14 protein-coding genes are annotated in these 15,486 nt (G+C 50.6%); 6 read left to right on the top strand and 8 right to left on the bottom strand.

Annotated features, from left to right (window positions below; translation table 11 throughout):
• The first annotated feature begins 198 nt into the window (after positions 1 to 198).
• Entirely contained in the window at positions 199 to 1,203 is a 1,005-nt protein-coding gene (locus tag GS601_RS20985) for a glycosyltransferase family 2 protein (RefSeq protein ID WP_162425246.1), read from the top strand.
• Positions 1,204 to 1,550: 347 nt separating this feature from the next.
• A complete protein-coding gene (locus tag GS601_RS20980) occupies positions 1,551 to 1,958 on the top strand; it encodes a lysozyme inhibitor LprI family protein (RefSeq protein ID WP_162425245.1) in 408 nt (135 codons plus the stop codon).
• Positions 1,959 to 2,163: 205 nt separating this feature from the next.
• Here GS601_RS20980 and GS601_RS20975 read toward each other — a convergent pair whose 3' ends face one another.
• From GS601_RS20975 to GS601_RS20960, 4 genes are all read right to left on the bottom strand, one after another.
• On the bottom strand, positions 2,164 to 2,901 hold the full coding sequence (locus GS601_RS20975) for a hypothetical protein (protein ID WP_238393422.1): 738 nt from the start codon (positions 2,899 to 2,901) through the stop codon (positions 2,164 to 2,166).
• Between the two features lie 115 nt (positions 2,902 to 3,016).
• Positions 3,017 to 4,606, bottom strand: coding sequence for a glucose-6-phosphate isomerase (locus tag GS601_RS20970; protein WP_162425243.1), 1,590 nt, complete (start codon positions 4,604 to 4,606; stop codon positions 3,017 to 3,019).
• Between the two features lie 130 nt (positions 4,607 to 4,736).
• Positions 4,737 to 5,039 (bottom strand): cytotoxic translational repressor of toxin-antitoxin stability system, encoded by a 303-nt coding sequence (locus GS601_RS20965; RefSeq protein ID WP_202925248.1) that lies wholly within the window; start codon positions 5,037 to 5,039, stop codon positions 4,737 to 4,739.
• Positions 5,036 to 5,254 (bottom strand): hypothetical protein, encoded by a 219-nt coding sequence (locus GS601_RS20960; protein WP_162425242.1) that lies wholly within the window; start codon positions 5,252 to 5,254, stop codon positions 5,036 to 5,038. Before GS601_RS20960 ends, GS601_RS20965 begins: the two co-directional genes overlap by 4 nt.
• 220 nt (positions 5,255 to 5,474) lie before the next feature.
• Between GS601_RS20960 and GS601_RS20955 the strand changes: the two genes are divergently transcribed.
• The 3 genes from GS601_RS20955 to GS601_RS20945 all read left to right on the top strand — a co-directional run bounded on the left by GS601_RS20955 (position 5,475) and on the right by GS601_RS20945 (position 8,217).
• Positions 5,475 to 6,605, top strand: coding sequence for a branched-chain amino acid ABC transporter permease (locus tag GS601_RS20955; protein ID WP_338017101.1), 1,131 nt, complete (start codon positions 5,475 to 5,477; stop codon positions 6,603 to 6,605).
• A 15-nt stretch (positions 6,606 to 6,620) separates the two neighbouring features.
• The gene (locus GS601_RS20950; protein ID WP_162425241.1) at positions 6,621 to 7,400 is read left to right on the top strand and encodes an ABC transporter ATP-binding protein; all 780 of its coding nucleotides are present in this window, start codon (positions 6,621 to 6,623) and stop codon (positions 7,398 to 7,400) included.
• 115 nt (positions 7,401 to 7,515) lie between these two features.
• Entirely contained in the window at positions 7,516 to 8,217 is a 702-nt protein-coding gene (locus GS601_RS20945; RefSeq protein ID WP_162425240.1) for a response regulator transcription factor, read from the top strand.
• A gap of 46 nt (positions 8,218 to 8,263) precedes the next feature.
• Here the strand turns inward: GS601_RS20945 and GS601_RS20940 are convergent, their stop codons facing one another.
• The 4 genes from GS601_RS20940 to GS601_RS20925 form a co-directional block, all read right to left on the bottom strand.
• Positions 8,264 to 9,700 (bottom strand): sensor histidine kinase, encoded by a 1,437-nt coding sequence (locus GS601_RS20940; protein ID WP_162425239.1) that lies wholly within the window; start codon positions 9,698 to 9,700, stop codon positions 8,264 to 8,266.
• Positions 9,701 to 10,167: 467 nt separating this feature from the next.
• Entirely contained in the window at positions 10,168 to 10,380 is a 213-nt protein-coding gene (locus GS601_RS20935) for a hypothetical protein (protein ID WP_162425238.1), read from the bottom strand.
• A gap of 249 nt (positions 10,381 to 10,629) precedes the next feature.
• Positions 10,630 to 11,673 (bottom strand): fatty acid desaturase, encoded by a 1,044-nt coding sequence (locus GS601_RS20930; RefSeq protein WP_162425237.1) that lies wholly within the window; start codon positions 11,671 to 11,673, stop codon positions 10,630 to 10,632.
• A 403-nt stretch (positions 11,674 to 12,076) separates the two neighbouring features.
• Entirely contained in the window at positions 12,077 to 14,419 is a 2,343-nt protein-coding gene (locus tag GS601_RS20925) for a glycoside hydrolase family 31 protein (protein ID WP_162425236.1), read from the bottom strand.
• Between the two features lie 240 nt (positions 14,420 to 14,659).
• On the opposite strand from GS601_RS20925, the gene GS601_RS20920 reads away from it, so the two are divergent.
• Positions 14,660 to 15,154 (top strand): orange carotenoid protein N-terminal domain-containing protein, encoded by a 495-nt coding sequence (locus GS601_RS20920; RefSeq protein ID WP_162425235.1) that lies wholly within the window; start codon positions 14,660 to 14,662, stop codon positions 15,152 to 15,154.
• The last annotated feature ends 332 nt before the right edge of the window (positions 15,155 to 15,486 follow it).

Below are 15,486 nucleotides of genomic sequence, written 5' to 3'. Positions count from 1 at the left end.
GCTCATCAGGACAAATCAAACAACGCTTTCCTAATCTTGCTTCCTTTCCTCTCCTTCAAGATGGATAAAGTCGAGTTTAGATCATGGCTTTTTAGCCAGAATCGAACTTAGGCTAATCTAATTCAAGTAGAGCAAAAGCAAGCACTGAACAGACAGTTGGTAAGATTGTTCTGAGCAATATTTTCAACCGTTGCTACCATGTTGCCAGACCCTAATCTTGAGCTTTCGGTTGTGATTCCGTTTTATAACGAGGGTTCAAACATTGACTGTTTGTTTGAACGGCTGTTTTGTGCCTTAGACCGATTAGAGGTCAACTATGAAATTATTTGTGTTAACGATGGCAGTAAAGACAATACGCTAGATGGGTTGTTGCAGCAACACCACTCCAACCGCTTGGTAAAGGTTGTCAATCTGTCCCGTAATTTCGGCAAAGAATTAGCGCTGACCGCCGGATTAGACTACACAAGTGGAGCCGCGATCGTACCCCTTGATGCCGATCTGCAAGACCCGCCAGAACTCATCCAAGAAATGATGGAGAAATGGCGTGAGGGCTATGATGTAGTGTACGCGACACGCCGTTCTCGGCAGGGAGAAAGCTGGCTTAAGCGTCTTACTGCTGCTCTGTTTTACAGCGTCATGGGTTCGATCGGCGATGTTCCGATTCCTCACAATACGGGAGACTTTCGATTGCTCGATCGCCATGTGGTAGACGTGATTAAGCAAATGCCAGAGCGCACCCGCTTTATGAAAGGTTTATTTGCTTGGGTTGGCTTCAAACAAACCTGTATTGTCTATGATCGCCCCGGGCGGCATAGCGGGCTGACCAGTTGGAACTACTGGCGACTGTGGAATTTCGCCCTAGACGGCATCACATCTTTCAGCCTCTTACCGCTAAAAGTTTGGAGCTATCTTGGATTTTTGCTCTCGATCGTAGCCTTTATCTATGCCACGTTTTTAATCATTCGGACCCTCCTGTTTGGGATTGACGTTCCAGGATATGCGTCGCTGATGGTCGTCATTCTGTTCTTAGGTGGAATGCAGTTTATGACCCTAGGGATTATCGGAGAGTACTTGGGGCGCATCTTTGAAGAAGTGAAAGGAAGACCGCTCTACCTTGTGCGTGACCTGCATGGCTTTGAACCCCCTTCGTCGCTTCATGCTTCCCCTTCTCAGCCCAAACGCTACACAGAATTCAACTCATAATCTGTCCCCTAGGCTGATGGTTCAACGCTTGCAAGCAGAAATCCCATTTAATATTCAGCACCACGTTGAAATTTCTGCCAAGCCCCCTTAAGGTAGGTTGAGTTGTCAAACTCAGAGCCTCGCTGTTTGGGTTTGAGAAACTCCCGTTTCTCGTGCGGGGAGAATGTCAACAAAATGCGAGTTTGGCAGCCCTCAGCCTTTTAGCCTTCGGCTCGAAGAGGTTTGCCTAAGGAGTAAAGGATTATGACAAAACTAGGGTTTTAAATCTTGTTCAGGCAGAAGCGGGATTAGGGCAACTTTTGGCGCGGTCAAACTGACACTACCAAAACATCAGAGCATAGATTTCCATGAGAACACTACTATTTCAACTCACAGGATGGATGCTATTTTCTAGCATCGTTGCCCTGGCTGAAGCATCGAGCGCCCAAGATCGCGCGGCTCAACCCAATTGCCAAGATCCTCAAACTCAGCTAGACATGAATTTGTGTGCGGCTAAAGCGGCTCAAACCGCCGATCGCACCCTTAATCAAGTGTATCGACGAGTCCGCGCGATCTACCAAGGCACAGCGTTAGACAAACAGCTTATTGACGCTCAACTTGCCTGGATGACGTTTCGCGCCGAAAACTGCACCTTTGCCAAACGGCGCTTTGAAGGTGGCTCGATCGCACCGATGATCGAGCAGAGTTGTATGGAGCGGCTCACCCGGCAGCGTACCGAAGAGTTAGCTAGCTTTCTAGAGAGAGACAAGCTCTAAAGCCTGGATAAGCTCAAAAAAGTTGGGTCTGAGTATGAATCACAGATCTGCCCTCACCTTAGCCCTCTCCCAAAAGGAGAGGGAACAAGAATTCTGGCTCCCTTCTCCTTGGGGAGAAGGGTTGGGGAGAAGGGCAAATCATACTTGCATTCAGCAATGCCAAGCCCAAAAAGTTGACTCTGCGTTAGCCATCAGGCTCTTGAATTTATTGATTATCGGCGGAGCCAGTTGCCGCCTGATTGTCGGAGGCTCTACCGTTTAGAACTCTGCCCTCAAAGGTAAACTCTTCATCTCGATTGGCACCAGCCACAATTCTTATCGTGCGCTGAGAAAGTGCCGGAAATGTCCCGGTTTCAGGCTCAATTACATAGATTCCTTCTGAGAGGCGGAGTTGAAAATCTCCCTGGGGATCTGTGCTAACGCGAAAACGCTGGCTGCGATCGTAGCTAACAACATTAAGTGCGCCAACATAAGGGCGAGCAAGGCAATCTGTAGCCGCCGCCGTGACCGAACAAATGGGTTTGACCATCACTTGACCCCGGATGCCGCCCTGCCCGCCTCTGGAACTGGGTTTGTAGCGCCGAATCACGGGTTCAGGGAGGCGGGGCGGTGGTTGATAGGTATCTTCAGCTTCCTCTCTTTGGCGAATTTGAGGAACCGGGTCTACTTGTCGCTGCCGAATTTGAGGAACTGGCTCGGTTTGCGTTCGGCGAATCTGAGGAACTGGGCTTGTCCGACCTGGGTCAGATTCGGTTCTAGAGGGGAGCAGGAGCGGTCCTAACTGAGAAGTCAGGGGTTGCTGCGAGGAATTGAGGGTTCTTTGCAAAGGCGTAAGGCGGACAGACGAACGAACCGGATCAGCCGCGATCGTATCACTGGCGGCGAGGGCGCTTGATGCTAAAACTGTGGCTAAAAAAATGCTTGACCGTAAGGAATAACGCATCCGAAGAACCTCTAGAACAGTGGCGTTCCATTTCATAAGCAGAATAGCAAGTCACTGTTCTAGAAGGGGCGAACTTCACGAACTTTTGATGAAAGGTTCATGAGCCAGACTGCAATTAGAGACTCACAGTTAACCTTCCGGGCTGCCTAGCGTTGCCATGGAGGGTGATGCCGCGATCGTTGGCTGCCAAATGGCGGACGATTTTGTAGATGGCTTCCGCATCATCGGGTGCGCCTGCTTTGGCGGCCAGGGCAGCGATCGCGATCGGGCTGTTTTCTTGCTTCAACACCTCGACAACTTTATGCTGCAATTCTAAAATTACCGCCGCCGCTTTTTTGCCTGCTTCAACGCCAGGTTGATGGTAGGCATTGACATTGACCAAAAAGCCGTAAAGCCCTACAGCGCGTTCATAGAGAGCAATCAACGCTCCCACATGGCGGGGCGTCACGTCGGGGATGGTGACGGTGATCGAGTCGCGATCGTTGTCATAAATTGCCGTGCGCGTGCCTTGAAGTAAGCCCGACAGATAGTCGCCAGAGGTAACGCCCGGTTCGACTTCGATCGAGGGTTGATGGTCAGCGCGATCGTGCAACACCTCGATAAACGTGAGAAAGAAATTGGGGACGCCTTCTCGAAGCTGCTGCACATAGGCGTGCTGGTCGGTTGTGCCTTTGTTGCCATAGACCGCAATGCCTTGATGAGCAACGTTTCCGTCTAAATCCTTTTCTTTACCGAGCGATTCCATCACCAACTGCTGAAGGTATCGGCTAAACAACAACAGGCTATCTTTGTAGGGCAGCACCACCATATCTTTTTCGCCTTTACCGTTGCCTGCCCAATACCAAGCCAGTGCCAGCAGTGCGGCAGGATTGCCTTTAAGGGTCGCAGCACGGGTCGCAACGTCCATTTCTTTTGCGCCAGACAGCATCGCTTGAATATCAATGCCTTGCAGCGCGGCCGGCAACAAACCAACGGCAGACAGTTCAGAAGTGCGCCCCCCCACCCAGTCGTGCATTGGAAACGTCGTCAGCCAGCCTTGAGAGGTCGCTAGTTTGTCGAGTCCGCTGCCGCGCCCAGTGATGGCAACGGCGTGCCTGCTAAAGTCTAACCCTTGCTTTTGGTAGGCATTTTGCACTTCTAGCATCCCGTTGCGGGTTTCGGGAGTGCCGCCCGATTTAGAAATGACGAGGACTAAAGTGCTGCGTAAACGATCGCCCAAGCGCGACAAGACCCGATCGAAGCCTGCGGGATCGGTATTGTCAAAAAAGTGAATCGCCATGGGCGGTGCGTCTGGGGCAAGGGCTTGAGAGACAAATTGCGGTCCTAATGCTGATCCGCCAATTCCGATCGACAAAATATCAGTAAACTTCTCAGCTTGGGGTGGGCGAATTTCACCGAGATGAATAGTGCGGGTAAAGCGTTCAATATCTTGGATGGTTTGAATGATGTCTTGTTTGAGGTCTTCGCTGGGTGCAAGGTCAGAATCGCGTAGCCAATAATGACCGACCATGCGCTGTTCGTCGGGGTTTGCGATCGCGCCTCCTTCTAAATCTGCCATGTCTTGAAAGGCTTGCTCAAACTGGGGTTGCATCTGCTCGACAAAGCGATCGTCAAAGCGCATCCGGCTGATGTCGAGGTACACCTCTAAGCCGTCGTGATAGTAAAGCCAGTCTTGATAGCGTTGCCAAAGTGCCGCAGCATTCATATCAAAGCCCCTTGCGTCATTTCTCTGTTCAGTTTATAGGCGCAGAAGACACTCAACTAGAGAGTAAAGGGGGAAATTTAAGAAATTTGTCATACCGGGTGGGCACCATCGCCTCCGGTGTTACCCGCATCTATACGGTTGGCTTGGGTAGAATGCGGAGAAATTTGATGATCTGTCCGGTGATTTCAACGCTGATCAAGTAGGGGTCGATCGTGAATCGGTAGAAAATTTCGCTCGTGCCGAGGGGCTGGAACTCTGCGAGGTTTTGCAGTTGTCCGGTTTGAAAAAATTCGTCAAATACAAAGTGTTGCATGTGCTGAAAGGCTGCTGTTTCCAACCCTTTGAGATCGATTAAAAAGGCGCGATCGTAGCGGACTTCTAGCCGCGATGGCAGGATTGTGCCTCCCATGGTCAGGGGTTTGATGATGTTCATAGCGTGCGAGGGGCAGGTTGCAGGAGAGGCAGAATTCGGATTGCTTCTTCGCGAGTTAGGGTATCGCCCGGCTGATGAGTGCGTTTGCCGTCTTGGACTGCTCTGAGCATGTAGAGATCGCAGTAGAGCGGTTCGAGGACACTCCAAAGCGTCTCCAATTCTTCGTCAGAGAGGTGATCGATCAGATTGTGGGCACGACTGCGGAGGAAGTTCATAAAGCAGGTCTGAAACGATGAGGAACGCCTGATGGCAACGCTTTGCTGAAAAAGGGGATGAGATGTGGCTTCAGAGTACCCATTGCACGGCTCAAAATCGCGGCAACCTCAGCCAATTCACCCCCCATTCGCCCCATGACGTAAGCTTTCGTAGCAATTTCTACGGTTCGTGTTCCCCAGTACGATAGGATTTCAGAATTGTTCTATCGCTACTAATAATGTGTTCGACTATTTGTTTTCCCTCAATCCGGGCATCATCGGTTATCTTGTCTTTCTGATTACATCGGTCGCTGTTTATGGACTCTTTAGTTTGGGGCTAAACCTCCAGTGGGGCTACACCGGGCTGATTAATTTTGGGCATGTGGCATTTATGACCGTGGGCGCGTATGCCACGACACTGCTAAGTTTGGCGGGGGTGCCGTTGCTGGCAGCAGTTTCGATCGGGGCGGTGCTAGCAGCGCTGCTGGGGCTATTGATGGGATTTTCCACCCTGCGGCTGAGGGAAGATTATCTAGCGATCGTGACGATTGGCACCTCGGAACTGGTGCGATTGGTGGCGCTAAACGAAGGATGGCTGACCAAAGGTGCGTTTGGCGTGCAAAGCTTTCCGCTGCCGTTGGAGAATTTTCGCCCCACCGTGGGCACTCGCATCGGCATGATTGTGATTATTTCCGCTATTTTTGGCACCACCCTATGGAAATTAGCTGAGCGATGTGTGCGGCAGTTTCGGAGGGCAAAAACTTGGCAACACCAGGTCAGCGCGATCGCATCTGGGCTTTTGGGGTTGCTGGCAATTCGGCTGTGGGTTGTCAGTGCGATCGCGCTGTATGATTTTCGCAGCAGCCCGGCAACCAATGGCTTGCTGTTTATCGTGCTGATTACGGTGGCGATCGTCTTTTGGGCGTTAGAACGCTTGGTCAAATCGCCATGGGGGCGGGTGCTAAAAGCGATCCGGGAAGATGAAGAAGTTGCAAAAGCCCTCGGTAAAAATGTGTTTGCCTATAAGCTGCAATCCTTAATGCTGGGCGGTTTCATCGCCGGAATTGCCGGAGCATTTTTTGCCTGGCAGTTGAGTACGGTGTATCCCACCAATTTTGAGCCATTGGTCACGTTTCAGGCGTGGATTATTATGATTTTGGGCGGCGCTGGCAACAATGCTGGAACGCTGCTTGGCGCAGGCATCTACTGGGCCTACACCGCCCTAACGCGAGACTTAGAACGCCTGCCCATCGCTGCTGATCAGGTGGGCGCATTAAGAATTATGGTGATCGGGTTGATTTTGATGGTCTTAATGATTTGGCGTCCTCAAGGCATTTTAGGCAACAAAGACGAATTAACCCTCGGAAAATAACGGATTCAAGCAACGATGACGAACCCTTCCCCACCCCTGATGCCCGTTTTATCGGCAACCGGATTGATGAAAAGCTTTGGGGGCATCTTAGCCGTCAACGATGCGTCGATCGAGGTGACTCAAGGTAGCATCACGGGCTTAATCGGACCGAATGGTGCCGGAAAAACGACGGTATTTAATCTACTTTCAAATTTTATTCAGCCCGATCGCGGTCGTGTCTTGTTTGACGGAGAGCCGATCGAGCGGTTGCCCCCCTACCAGATCGCCCAACGGGGAATGACTCGCACGTTTCAAGTGGCACGGGTGTTGTCGCGGCTCTCTGTGATGGATAACATGCTGCTTGCCGCGCAGCAGCAAACCGGTGAGAAATTTTGGAGTCCGTGGTTTTTGCCAGGGCGCATTGCCAAAGAAGAAAACGCCGCCCGCGATCGCGCGGTGGAAATCCTGGAATCTGTTGGGTTAGCGGCAAAAGCCAACGACTATGCAGGCGCGCTATCTGGGGGACAGCGCAAACTGTTAGAAATTGCCCGGGCACTGATGACTCGCCCAAAACTGGTTTTGCTCGATGAACCGGCAGCCGGGGTAAACCCAACGTTGATCCATCAAATCTGCGAATACATCACCTATTGGAACCGCCAAGGTCTGACTTTTTTGGTCATCGAACACAACATGGATGTGATTATGTCGCTGTGCGATCGCGTCTGGGTATTAGCAGAAGGCACCAATTTGGCAGAGGGCACCCCTGCCCAAGTCCAGAGCGATCCTAAAGTTTTGGAAGCCTATCTTGGGTCATAACCTGCCGACAGCAGTGTGAAATAATAACCCTTAAGCTTGTAAAAATTCAAAGACCCCTCCCCGGATCGCGATCGCTCTGGGGGTGATCGTTCCTGCCTGCTTTAGGAAAACTCTTATGACTGCCCATATCCTCCTGGTTGAAGATGAAGTCAAGCTGGCTCGGTTTGTCGAACTGGAGTTGAGCAGTGAAGGCTATCGGGTGAGTGTCGCGCACGATGGCATGTCAGGACTCGCGATCGCCCGCGAATCTGAACCCGATTTAGCCATTCTCGATTGGATGCTGCCAGGGCTAACTGGGGTGGAATTGTGTCGTCGGCTGCGGGCAACGGGAAGCACCGTTCCGGTTATTTTGTTGACGGCGCGTGATGAAGTGAGCGATCGCGTCGCAGGGCTGGATGCAGGAGCCGATGACTATGTGGTTAAGCCGTTTAGCATCGAAGAACTTTTAGCCCGAATTCGCGCCCATCTGCGCCGCGCTCAGGAGCCTGATGCTGATGTGTTGCAGTTTGAGGACTTAAGTTTGAATCGTCGGACTCGGGAAGTGTTTCGAGGCAAACGAGGGGGTGCGTCGCTGTTTCCCGAACGGGCGATTGAGCTAACGGCAAAAGAGTTTGATTTGTTGGAATATTTGCTCACCCACCCCCGCCAAGTGTTTACAAGAGATCAAATTCTCCAACACGTTTGGGGCTACGATTTTATGGGCGACTCCAACATCATTGAGGTGTATGTTCGCTATTTGCGGCTCAAACTAGAAGAGAACGGTGAAAAGCGATTGGTTCATACCGTTCGAGGGGTTGGGTACGCCTTGCGAGAGTAAGGGGCGCGATCGCACCCGTTTTGCTGATTTGTGATCGAGTTGGCGATCAGGTTGGTAAGACGATCGTAAAGGTGCTGCCTTCTCCAGGCTTCGATCGCACCGTGATCTCCCCCTCCATGCCTTCGACTAGGGTTTTAACGATTGCCAACCCCAACCCATGCCCCCCGGTCAGTCGCGTACGAGAGTCATCCACCCGATAAAACCGCTCAAAAATTCGACTTTGGTCGTGTAGCGGAATTCCCACACCGCGATCGCACACTCGAATCACCGCTTGCCGATCGCTCTGCTCTAGCGTTAAGACGATGGGCTGCTCAGGCTCAGAGTATTTCACGGCATTATCAATCAGGTTGATTAATACTTGGTTTAAGCGATCGCGATCCCCGATCGCTTCCACATCACCAACGGCATTCACCATAATCGAGCGATTACTAAATCTCTCTGCCATCCCTGCTACTTCTACCACTAAATCATTGAGCACCAGCGGCTCTAAATTAAAACGGATGTAACCGCTATCTGCCCGTGCCAGATCCAACAAATCTTGCAGTAGATGGATCGTGCGATCGGCTTCAGAGGTTGCTGTTTCCAAAGCTTCTCGCTGATAGTCATTTAAATTTGTGCTGCGGCGCAGCAGACTTTGCAGATAGCCATACACGACCGTTAAAGGCGTTCGTAATTCGTGGGAAACATTGCTGACAAACTGGCGCTGCTGTTCCCACGCCTCCGAGAGCCGAGACAGCATCATATTAAACGTTTGGGCAAGTTCTTTAACTTCGCTGGGAGCATGGCGCAATTGCAGCTTAGCTTCTCCAAGATCCTCAGCAGAAATCACCCCTGCCATCTGGCTCATTTCTTGTAAAGGCTGGAGCGATCGCCGAATTCGCAGCGCGATCGCAATCATCATCACTATAATTGCCAAACTGCAAACGATCGCCAAACTGCGGATCGCCGCTAGCAACTCGTGCTGATCAACCGTCACATCCTGCGCCATGTAAACCTTGCCCAGCCGCGATCCCTTCACCGTAATCGACCCTTCATACAACACCAAATAGCGCTCGTTCAACTGATACACTTGAGGCTTGAGCGGCATGTTTGTTAAAGACATTAACTCAGCCACCGCTGTAAACTCAAAATTCAACGCTGGCGACTGGGCTAACACAGTTCCATCAGGGCTTTTGACCCAAATGAGAAGACCAGAAACAGACACATCATCAATGGTTTTCTGCAACCCAACTTCGATCGGCACCATCTCACTATAAAGCTGCACATCCCGAGGAAAGCGAGAGGCAATATACTCCACATTTTGTGTGTGCGTAGCAATCAAAATCTGCTGCATTTTCCAACTCGTCCAGATGGCAACACTGCTCAAACTTAGAATCGACAGGGCAGCAATTTCCACGGTCAGGCGAAACTGGAGCGATGCCGGATCAAAATGTCTGCGCCGGAGTTGATGAATTCCCTCGTGGAGTTTATGAATCGGTTGCATTAAAAAATCGACGCCTGCGGGTGAGCAAATCAGCCTGAGAACAACGTTTAGAGCTAAGTTTAGAGATAAAAAGCAGTTTGCCTCTGGGCACTATATCTCTACTGTAGTCTGGGTGATCCAATCCGGATGATGTTGCCCTAATGGGAAGATAAGTTTTTGCTGAGAAAGCCCCCTCTGAGCCACAGGGAGCCTGAGAGAATAAAAGCTACCAAACTTATAGGGGCAAAGCATCTGTCGCCGCGCTTCACCGCCTGAACGCTTGACTCGATCTTCTAGAAGCGGTTCAAACAAAAGAAACAGCACCTAAGGCACAGAGCGTTGTTTGTTGAGCTTCTGTTAACCCAACCAGTCCTGCAATGTTCATGCCTTTATTTATAAGGTCGCTCGGCTCTCAACGTTTTCACACACTCACCTGTTTTGAGATCCCAGACGTTGATAGTTTCATCTTCACTTCCACTGATCAGCGTTTAGGCATCTGGGCTGTAAACAATCGACTGTACCGGTCGATCGTGACCTTGAAAGATTCCCAACGATTGACCTGTCAGCACATCCCAAGTTCGCACGGTGGCGTCATCTCCGCCACTTGCAACGCTGCATCCACTCGCGCGCGATCGCCAGCCAATATAGAATGTGCTTTTCCAACTTTGATAATCGCTGAAATTGTGCGTCGAGCAACTCAATGGGTGAAACTCAATGGGTGAAACTCAATGGGTGAAGAAGTTACCCAATCATTTCCGAACATTTCGCTCGCCGCGAATCAACCGCTGCACGTTGCTGCACTGTTGGCTGAACTATGCCAGGGGCAGGCGATTCCTTTTCCCTCCCATGACGGCAGTTACAGTGATCGCTAACAGTTGAAACCCTCCCGGCACATTGCGCTGGGAGGGTGGCTAAAACGGCACTAGCAGGGAATTAGAGCAACCTTCAAGTTACTTGCTCTCATCGTGGTCTTTAAACGACTGATACGCATAATCGGGATGATAGAGGTGACAAATGTCGGTGATTTGCTGCATCAATCTCCACGAAAAGCGATGCTCTTGCAGTTGGCTGCCCCAGGTTTGCTGCAAGCTCTCGTGCGCCATTCGGAGATTGTAAGACGGGATCGCCGTCGAGAGGTGGTGTGGAATATGCACATTAATGTGATGGCAAAGAAACTCGACCCAGCCCGGATACTCGCAGTGTACCGTGCCAAATAGCTGAGCTTGCGCCTCATCCCACTCTTCTGGCTCGCGGAACTGGATATCGGGCAAGGTGTGATGGACGATGGTGAACGTGCTCATCCAGAAGTGATACACCATCCACGGCAAGAGCCAAAACTTGACAAAACCCCACACTCCGGTCGTGAGAATTAACGTTGGGAATGCGATCGCAGCAAACGCCACAACCACCGCGATCGACACCTTAACCTTTTTGTGATCTCTGGGATTGTAGTTCTCTAGCCGAAAGTGAACGAGCGCCCAGTGTAAAATAGAGCCAATCCACCAAAAGCGACCGCGCATAAAGCGATAGCCAACTTGCTGACCCAGGTTCATGCTGTCGTACAATTCTGGGCGAAACGGCTGCCAGGCGTTATCCACATCCATTTTATTGGTGTGGTTGTGGTGCTTGTCGTGCAGTAGCCGCCAGCAGTGGAACGGGTAGATCAGCGGAGCCATGAAAATATGCCCAACCCAATCATTCACCCATTTACGTTTGGCAAACGATCGGTGTCCGCAGTCGTGAGCGATAACGAAAAAGCCAGTCAGCGCGGTTCCGGTGAAAGCCCAAGCAACGGGCAACAAAAACCAGGGAGAAACTGCGATCGCCCAGTAGCCTAAGCCCACCATAGCAATGCTAGTAGCCACTGTCGCCCATGCTTTTTTTCGGTCTTTCTGAAAGCATTCGCGGGGCAGCGTTGCCAAAATATCTTTGATCCGGAGCTTGGAACTTGGTGAAGAAAGAGCTACAGTTTCGGGCGTGAGAGATGCCGTCATGAATATTTTTCTCTTCAGAATGGATAAAAAGACGCAGCAAGGATTCGCTGGGCAACTAGCAGAATGCTCAATCTCGGTTGAACGGCGTGCTGAACATTGCCAAGCAATTGTCGAGCTAAGTTAGCGATCGCGCAACTTCAGAAAAACTACGCCACGATCGGCAAAAAAGCCCATGATTTTGTCACAGGTATTCTATGTAACAAAACCTTAACCTTTATATCACAATCGGAGCCTCTTCAGCCGTTTCCTTAGGTAAGCGAATTTCTTACGAATAGGACTTACGCAACGCTTTTTCGTTGGCAACGGCTGGGAGAGCGGACATAACAAATGAACCGATAAAATAGCAACCTGGTCTTTTCATCCGGTACATCTGTTACCCAATCCGCTGCCAATGCGTAAGTCCTTACGAAAAATGAAGCTGTTGGGCTTTCCCAGTGTCGGTAAATCGTTGCTCTCCAACGCCGACAAGCTCAAGGGTGACGAGACGGTGCTCAACTGGTCTCCAGTTTCCCTGGCGTGCCGCGATGTCGATGTGGGTTGCCCCATCATGCTGGCTAACTCGATAGACCGTCGTTGCCCACGCGCCCGATTGGTACTCGTAAGACGTTCCATCATCTTCGTAGAGCGTAAATTCTCCCTCGCCTTGCCAAATCCGTACGCTTAAGTGATCAAGTGGGCGTTCATCCACAAATTGCATCACCGGTTGCATGGGTACGATCGCGCCTGATCTCACATACATTGGCATTCGTTCTAACGGGGCATAGGCGAGAATATGCGAATTGCCGTTGTGGCGCTCTCCTGTCCACCAGTCATACCACACGCCTTCCGGCAAATAAACAGCGCGGTATTCCACCCCTGGGCGATACACCGGAGCCGCCATAATGTGTGACCCCAGCAACACCTGATCGTGGAGTTCGTAAGTCTTGGCATCGTTGGGATACTCGTAGAGCAATGGGCGTAAAATCGGCGCACCTGTGGTGCTAGCTTGCCAGAAGAGCGAGTAGAGATACGGCAGTAGCTGATAGCGGAGTTCGATGTATTCGCGGCAGATCTGTTCGGTTTGTTCCCCAAACACCCACGGTTCGTGTTGTGCGCTCAAGAGTGCCGAATGTCCGCGCATAAAGGGATATAGCATTCCGACTTGCATCCACCGAGCAAACAACTCTGCCGTGGCATTGCCTGCAAAACCGCCAATGTCTGCGCCCACAAACCCGACCCCCGAAAGCCCCATATTGCACAGCATCGGTATCGACATTTCGAGGTGTTCCCAAAGCGATTGGTTATCCCCCATCCACACCGCCGACCAGCGCTGAATGCCGGCAAAACCAGAGCGCGTTAAAACAAACGATCGCTGATTGGGTCTGAGGCGCTCCAATCCTTCTGCTGACGATCGCGCCATGGCATAGCCATAGAGATTATGGGTCTCCGCATGGGTTCCGCCTTCATCCGCCGGGCCTTGAAGAGCATCGAGAGGAAACGGAACTTTATTGCCATCATCGCCAAATGGGCGATCGTCTAAGGTTGGCTCGTTCATGTCGTTCCAGACTCCAGCAACGCCAACATCGGTGAGGGTGTGCTGCCAATCGCCCCACCACTGGCGCACCTCTGGGCGGAGAAAATCTGGAAAAACGGATTTGTCTGCCCACACATAGCCGTAAACCAAGCTGCCATCTGCATTGCGAACAAAACAATCTTTTTCTAACCCTTCGTGGTAAACCGGATACTCGCCATCCGGTTCGTACTTTACCCCCGGATCAACGATCGTCACCGTTTGAAACCCGTCTTGCTTGAGCGCTTGAACAAGTTTGACCGGATCAGAAAAACGGTTTGGACTCCAGGTAAACACCCGATAGCCTCGCATGTAATCGATATCGAGATGGATCACATCACACGGAATCTGCCGCGATCGAAACTCGTGAGCAATGCTACGAACAACGTCCGCCGATTCATAACTCCAACGGCATTGATGATAGCCCAGTGCCCATTTTGGGGGCAAAGGCATTCGCCCGGTCAGGTTGGTGTAGGTGTTAAGAAGGTCTGCCGGACTTGAGCCATAGAGAATGTAGTAGTCAAGCTCAGAGCCGTGGGCTTGCATGTGTAAAACGCCCGGTGTTGTTGCTCCAATGTCAAATCGGCTCCAGTGGGTGATGTTGAGAAATATGCCATAGACGAGACCCGGACGCAGCGTCATAAAAAATGGGATTGCTTGGTACATTTCATCGTCGATCGAGGAGTAGTCTAGGGCGTCTACCGTCCAGTTGGTTTTAATCTCCGATCGCTTATCAAGCAGCCCCGATCGTTCTCCAAATCCGTAAAAATGTTCGTCTGCCTCGATCTGTTTCCAAGCGGCAACTTGACCCAAACGCCAGCCCATCCCCAACTCTGTGTCGCGGGCAAAGGGCTGCCCATCAGCGTCAAAACACTGAATTTGGCAAGGATCTCGCTTGATTTCGATGCGTAGCTGTTCGGTGCGAATTGAGAAGGCATCCTCTTCATCCTGCATCTCAAAAGCAACTGTATCCCAGTCTTCATCAGGTTTGGTGACTGCCCACGATCGACGCGGCAAAAACTCCCCCTTGGGTGCTAATCGCACGCGGATCAAATTGGCTGCCAAAACGCTGATCTTGACTTGAGGAGTTCCACAGTGGAAATCAACGGTTTGCCCTGTGACTTTGACCGCTTGTACCGCTCCGAGAGATGACCAGGGCTGATGACTGGTGGGCAGTTTTCCAAAAACTTGAGGCATACGTTAAAAAGGGCAAAAAGGATGGGAAGAAGACACCGGATCAAACTTCAATGGCTGAATCACTACGGCAATACTTCGTAAAGAATAGTACTTTTAGCCGTGCTCTGGTTCTTTTTAAGGATCAGTGAGCGGTGCGATCGCACCCTCTGTCTAGAGTCAGGTTAGCGATGTCTGCCCAATGCTAGGGGGAAAGGAAACTTGGCATTGATAAGGTGCAAGAGTTGAATTGGTAAAGATTCTATGACAACTTCAAATGTCGCAAACGATCTGCTTCAGGCGTTTCAAGGTCTAGAGGTCGATCAGCAGCTTGCTGTGTTCTGGTTTGTCTACACAGAAATGGGAGATTCGATCACGCCTGCGGCACCTGGCGCAAGTACAGTGTCTCCAGAAATTGCAGAAGGTCTATTTAACCAGATCAAAGACCTCTCGCACGAGGAACAGTTGGATCTGCAACGGGCGCTAGTTTCCAACAAAGACACTGAGCTTTCCCGTGAATATGCCGCATTGGGTGACACTACCAAACTTTTGGTCTGGTATCTGTTAGCCCAAGGAATGGATAACGGAACGATCATTCCTATGCCAGCAGGGTACGAACTTCCGTCAGACTCTCAGCAGGTTCTTGAGCAAATCAAGCAGCTTGCTTTTGATGAGCAAATTGCTCTATTTAGAGATATTGTCTCTCCGATGGGGTTTGATTCCACCACAGCAGCAGTGAAGTCAACATCGGCGCAATAATTGATTAGCGGCTATTTAGTGCTTATTTGTTAGTGGGGCAAGTGCATTTGTTGTGGAGCTTGGGGTTCAGTGCAACAAAGATACTTGCGCCACTTATTTTTCGAGTAATCCTAAACGAGTAAGTTAAAAAGAACTGTGCTGCGATCGCATTGTTTGTAACTAGATAAACATCATAAAAAGCTAACAGAAAAGCCTTCTCATCTTAAATATTTCTCATCTTAAATATCACGAACATTGTTCATGTTGTTTGAATAATATAAAAAGATATTTTTACGGATACTGATGAGCAATCTGAAAATTTTCTTCGTCTGTATAGACAGAAAAGGCGTTGC

Origin of the sequence: Myxacorys almedinensis A, assembly GCF_010091945.1 — a bacterium.
Classification (GTDB): domain Bacteria; phylum Cyanobacteriota; class Cyanobacteriia; order Leptolyngbyales; family Leptolyngbyaceae; genus Myxacorys; species Myxacorys almedinensis.
Note: the sequence above shows the minus strand (reverse complement) of the source record. Positions and strands in the feature narration are given on the sequence as shown.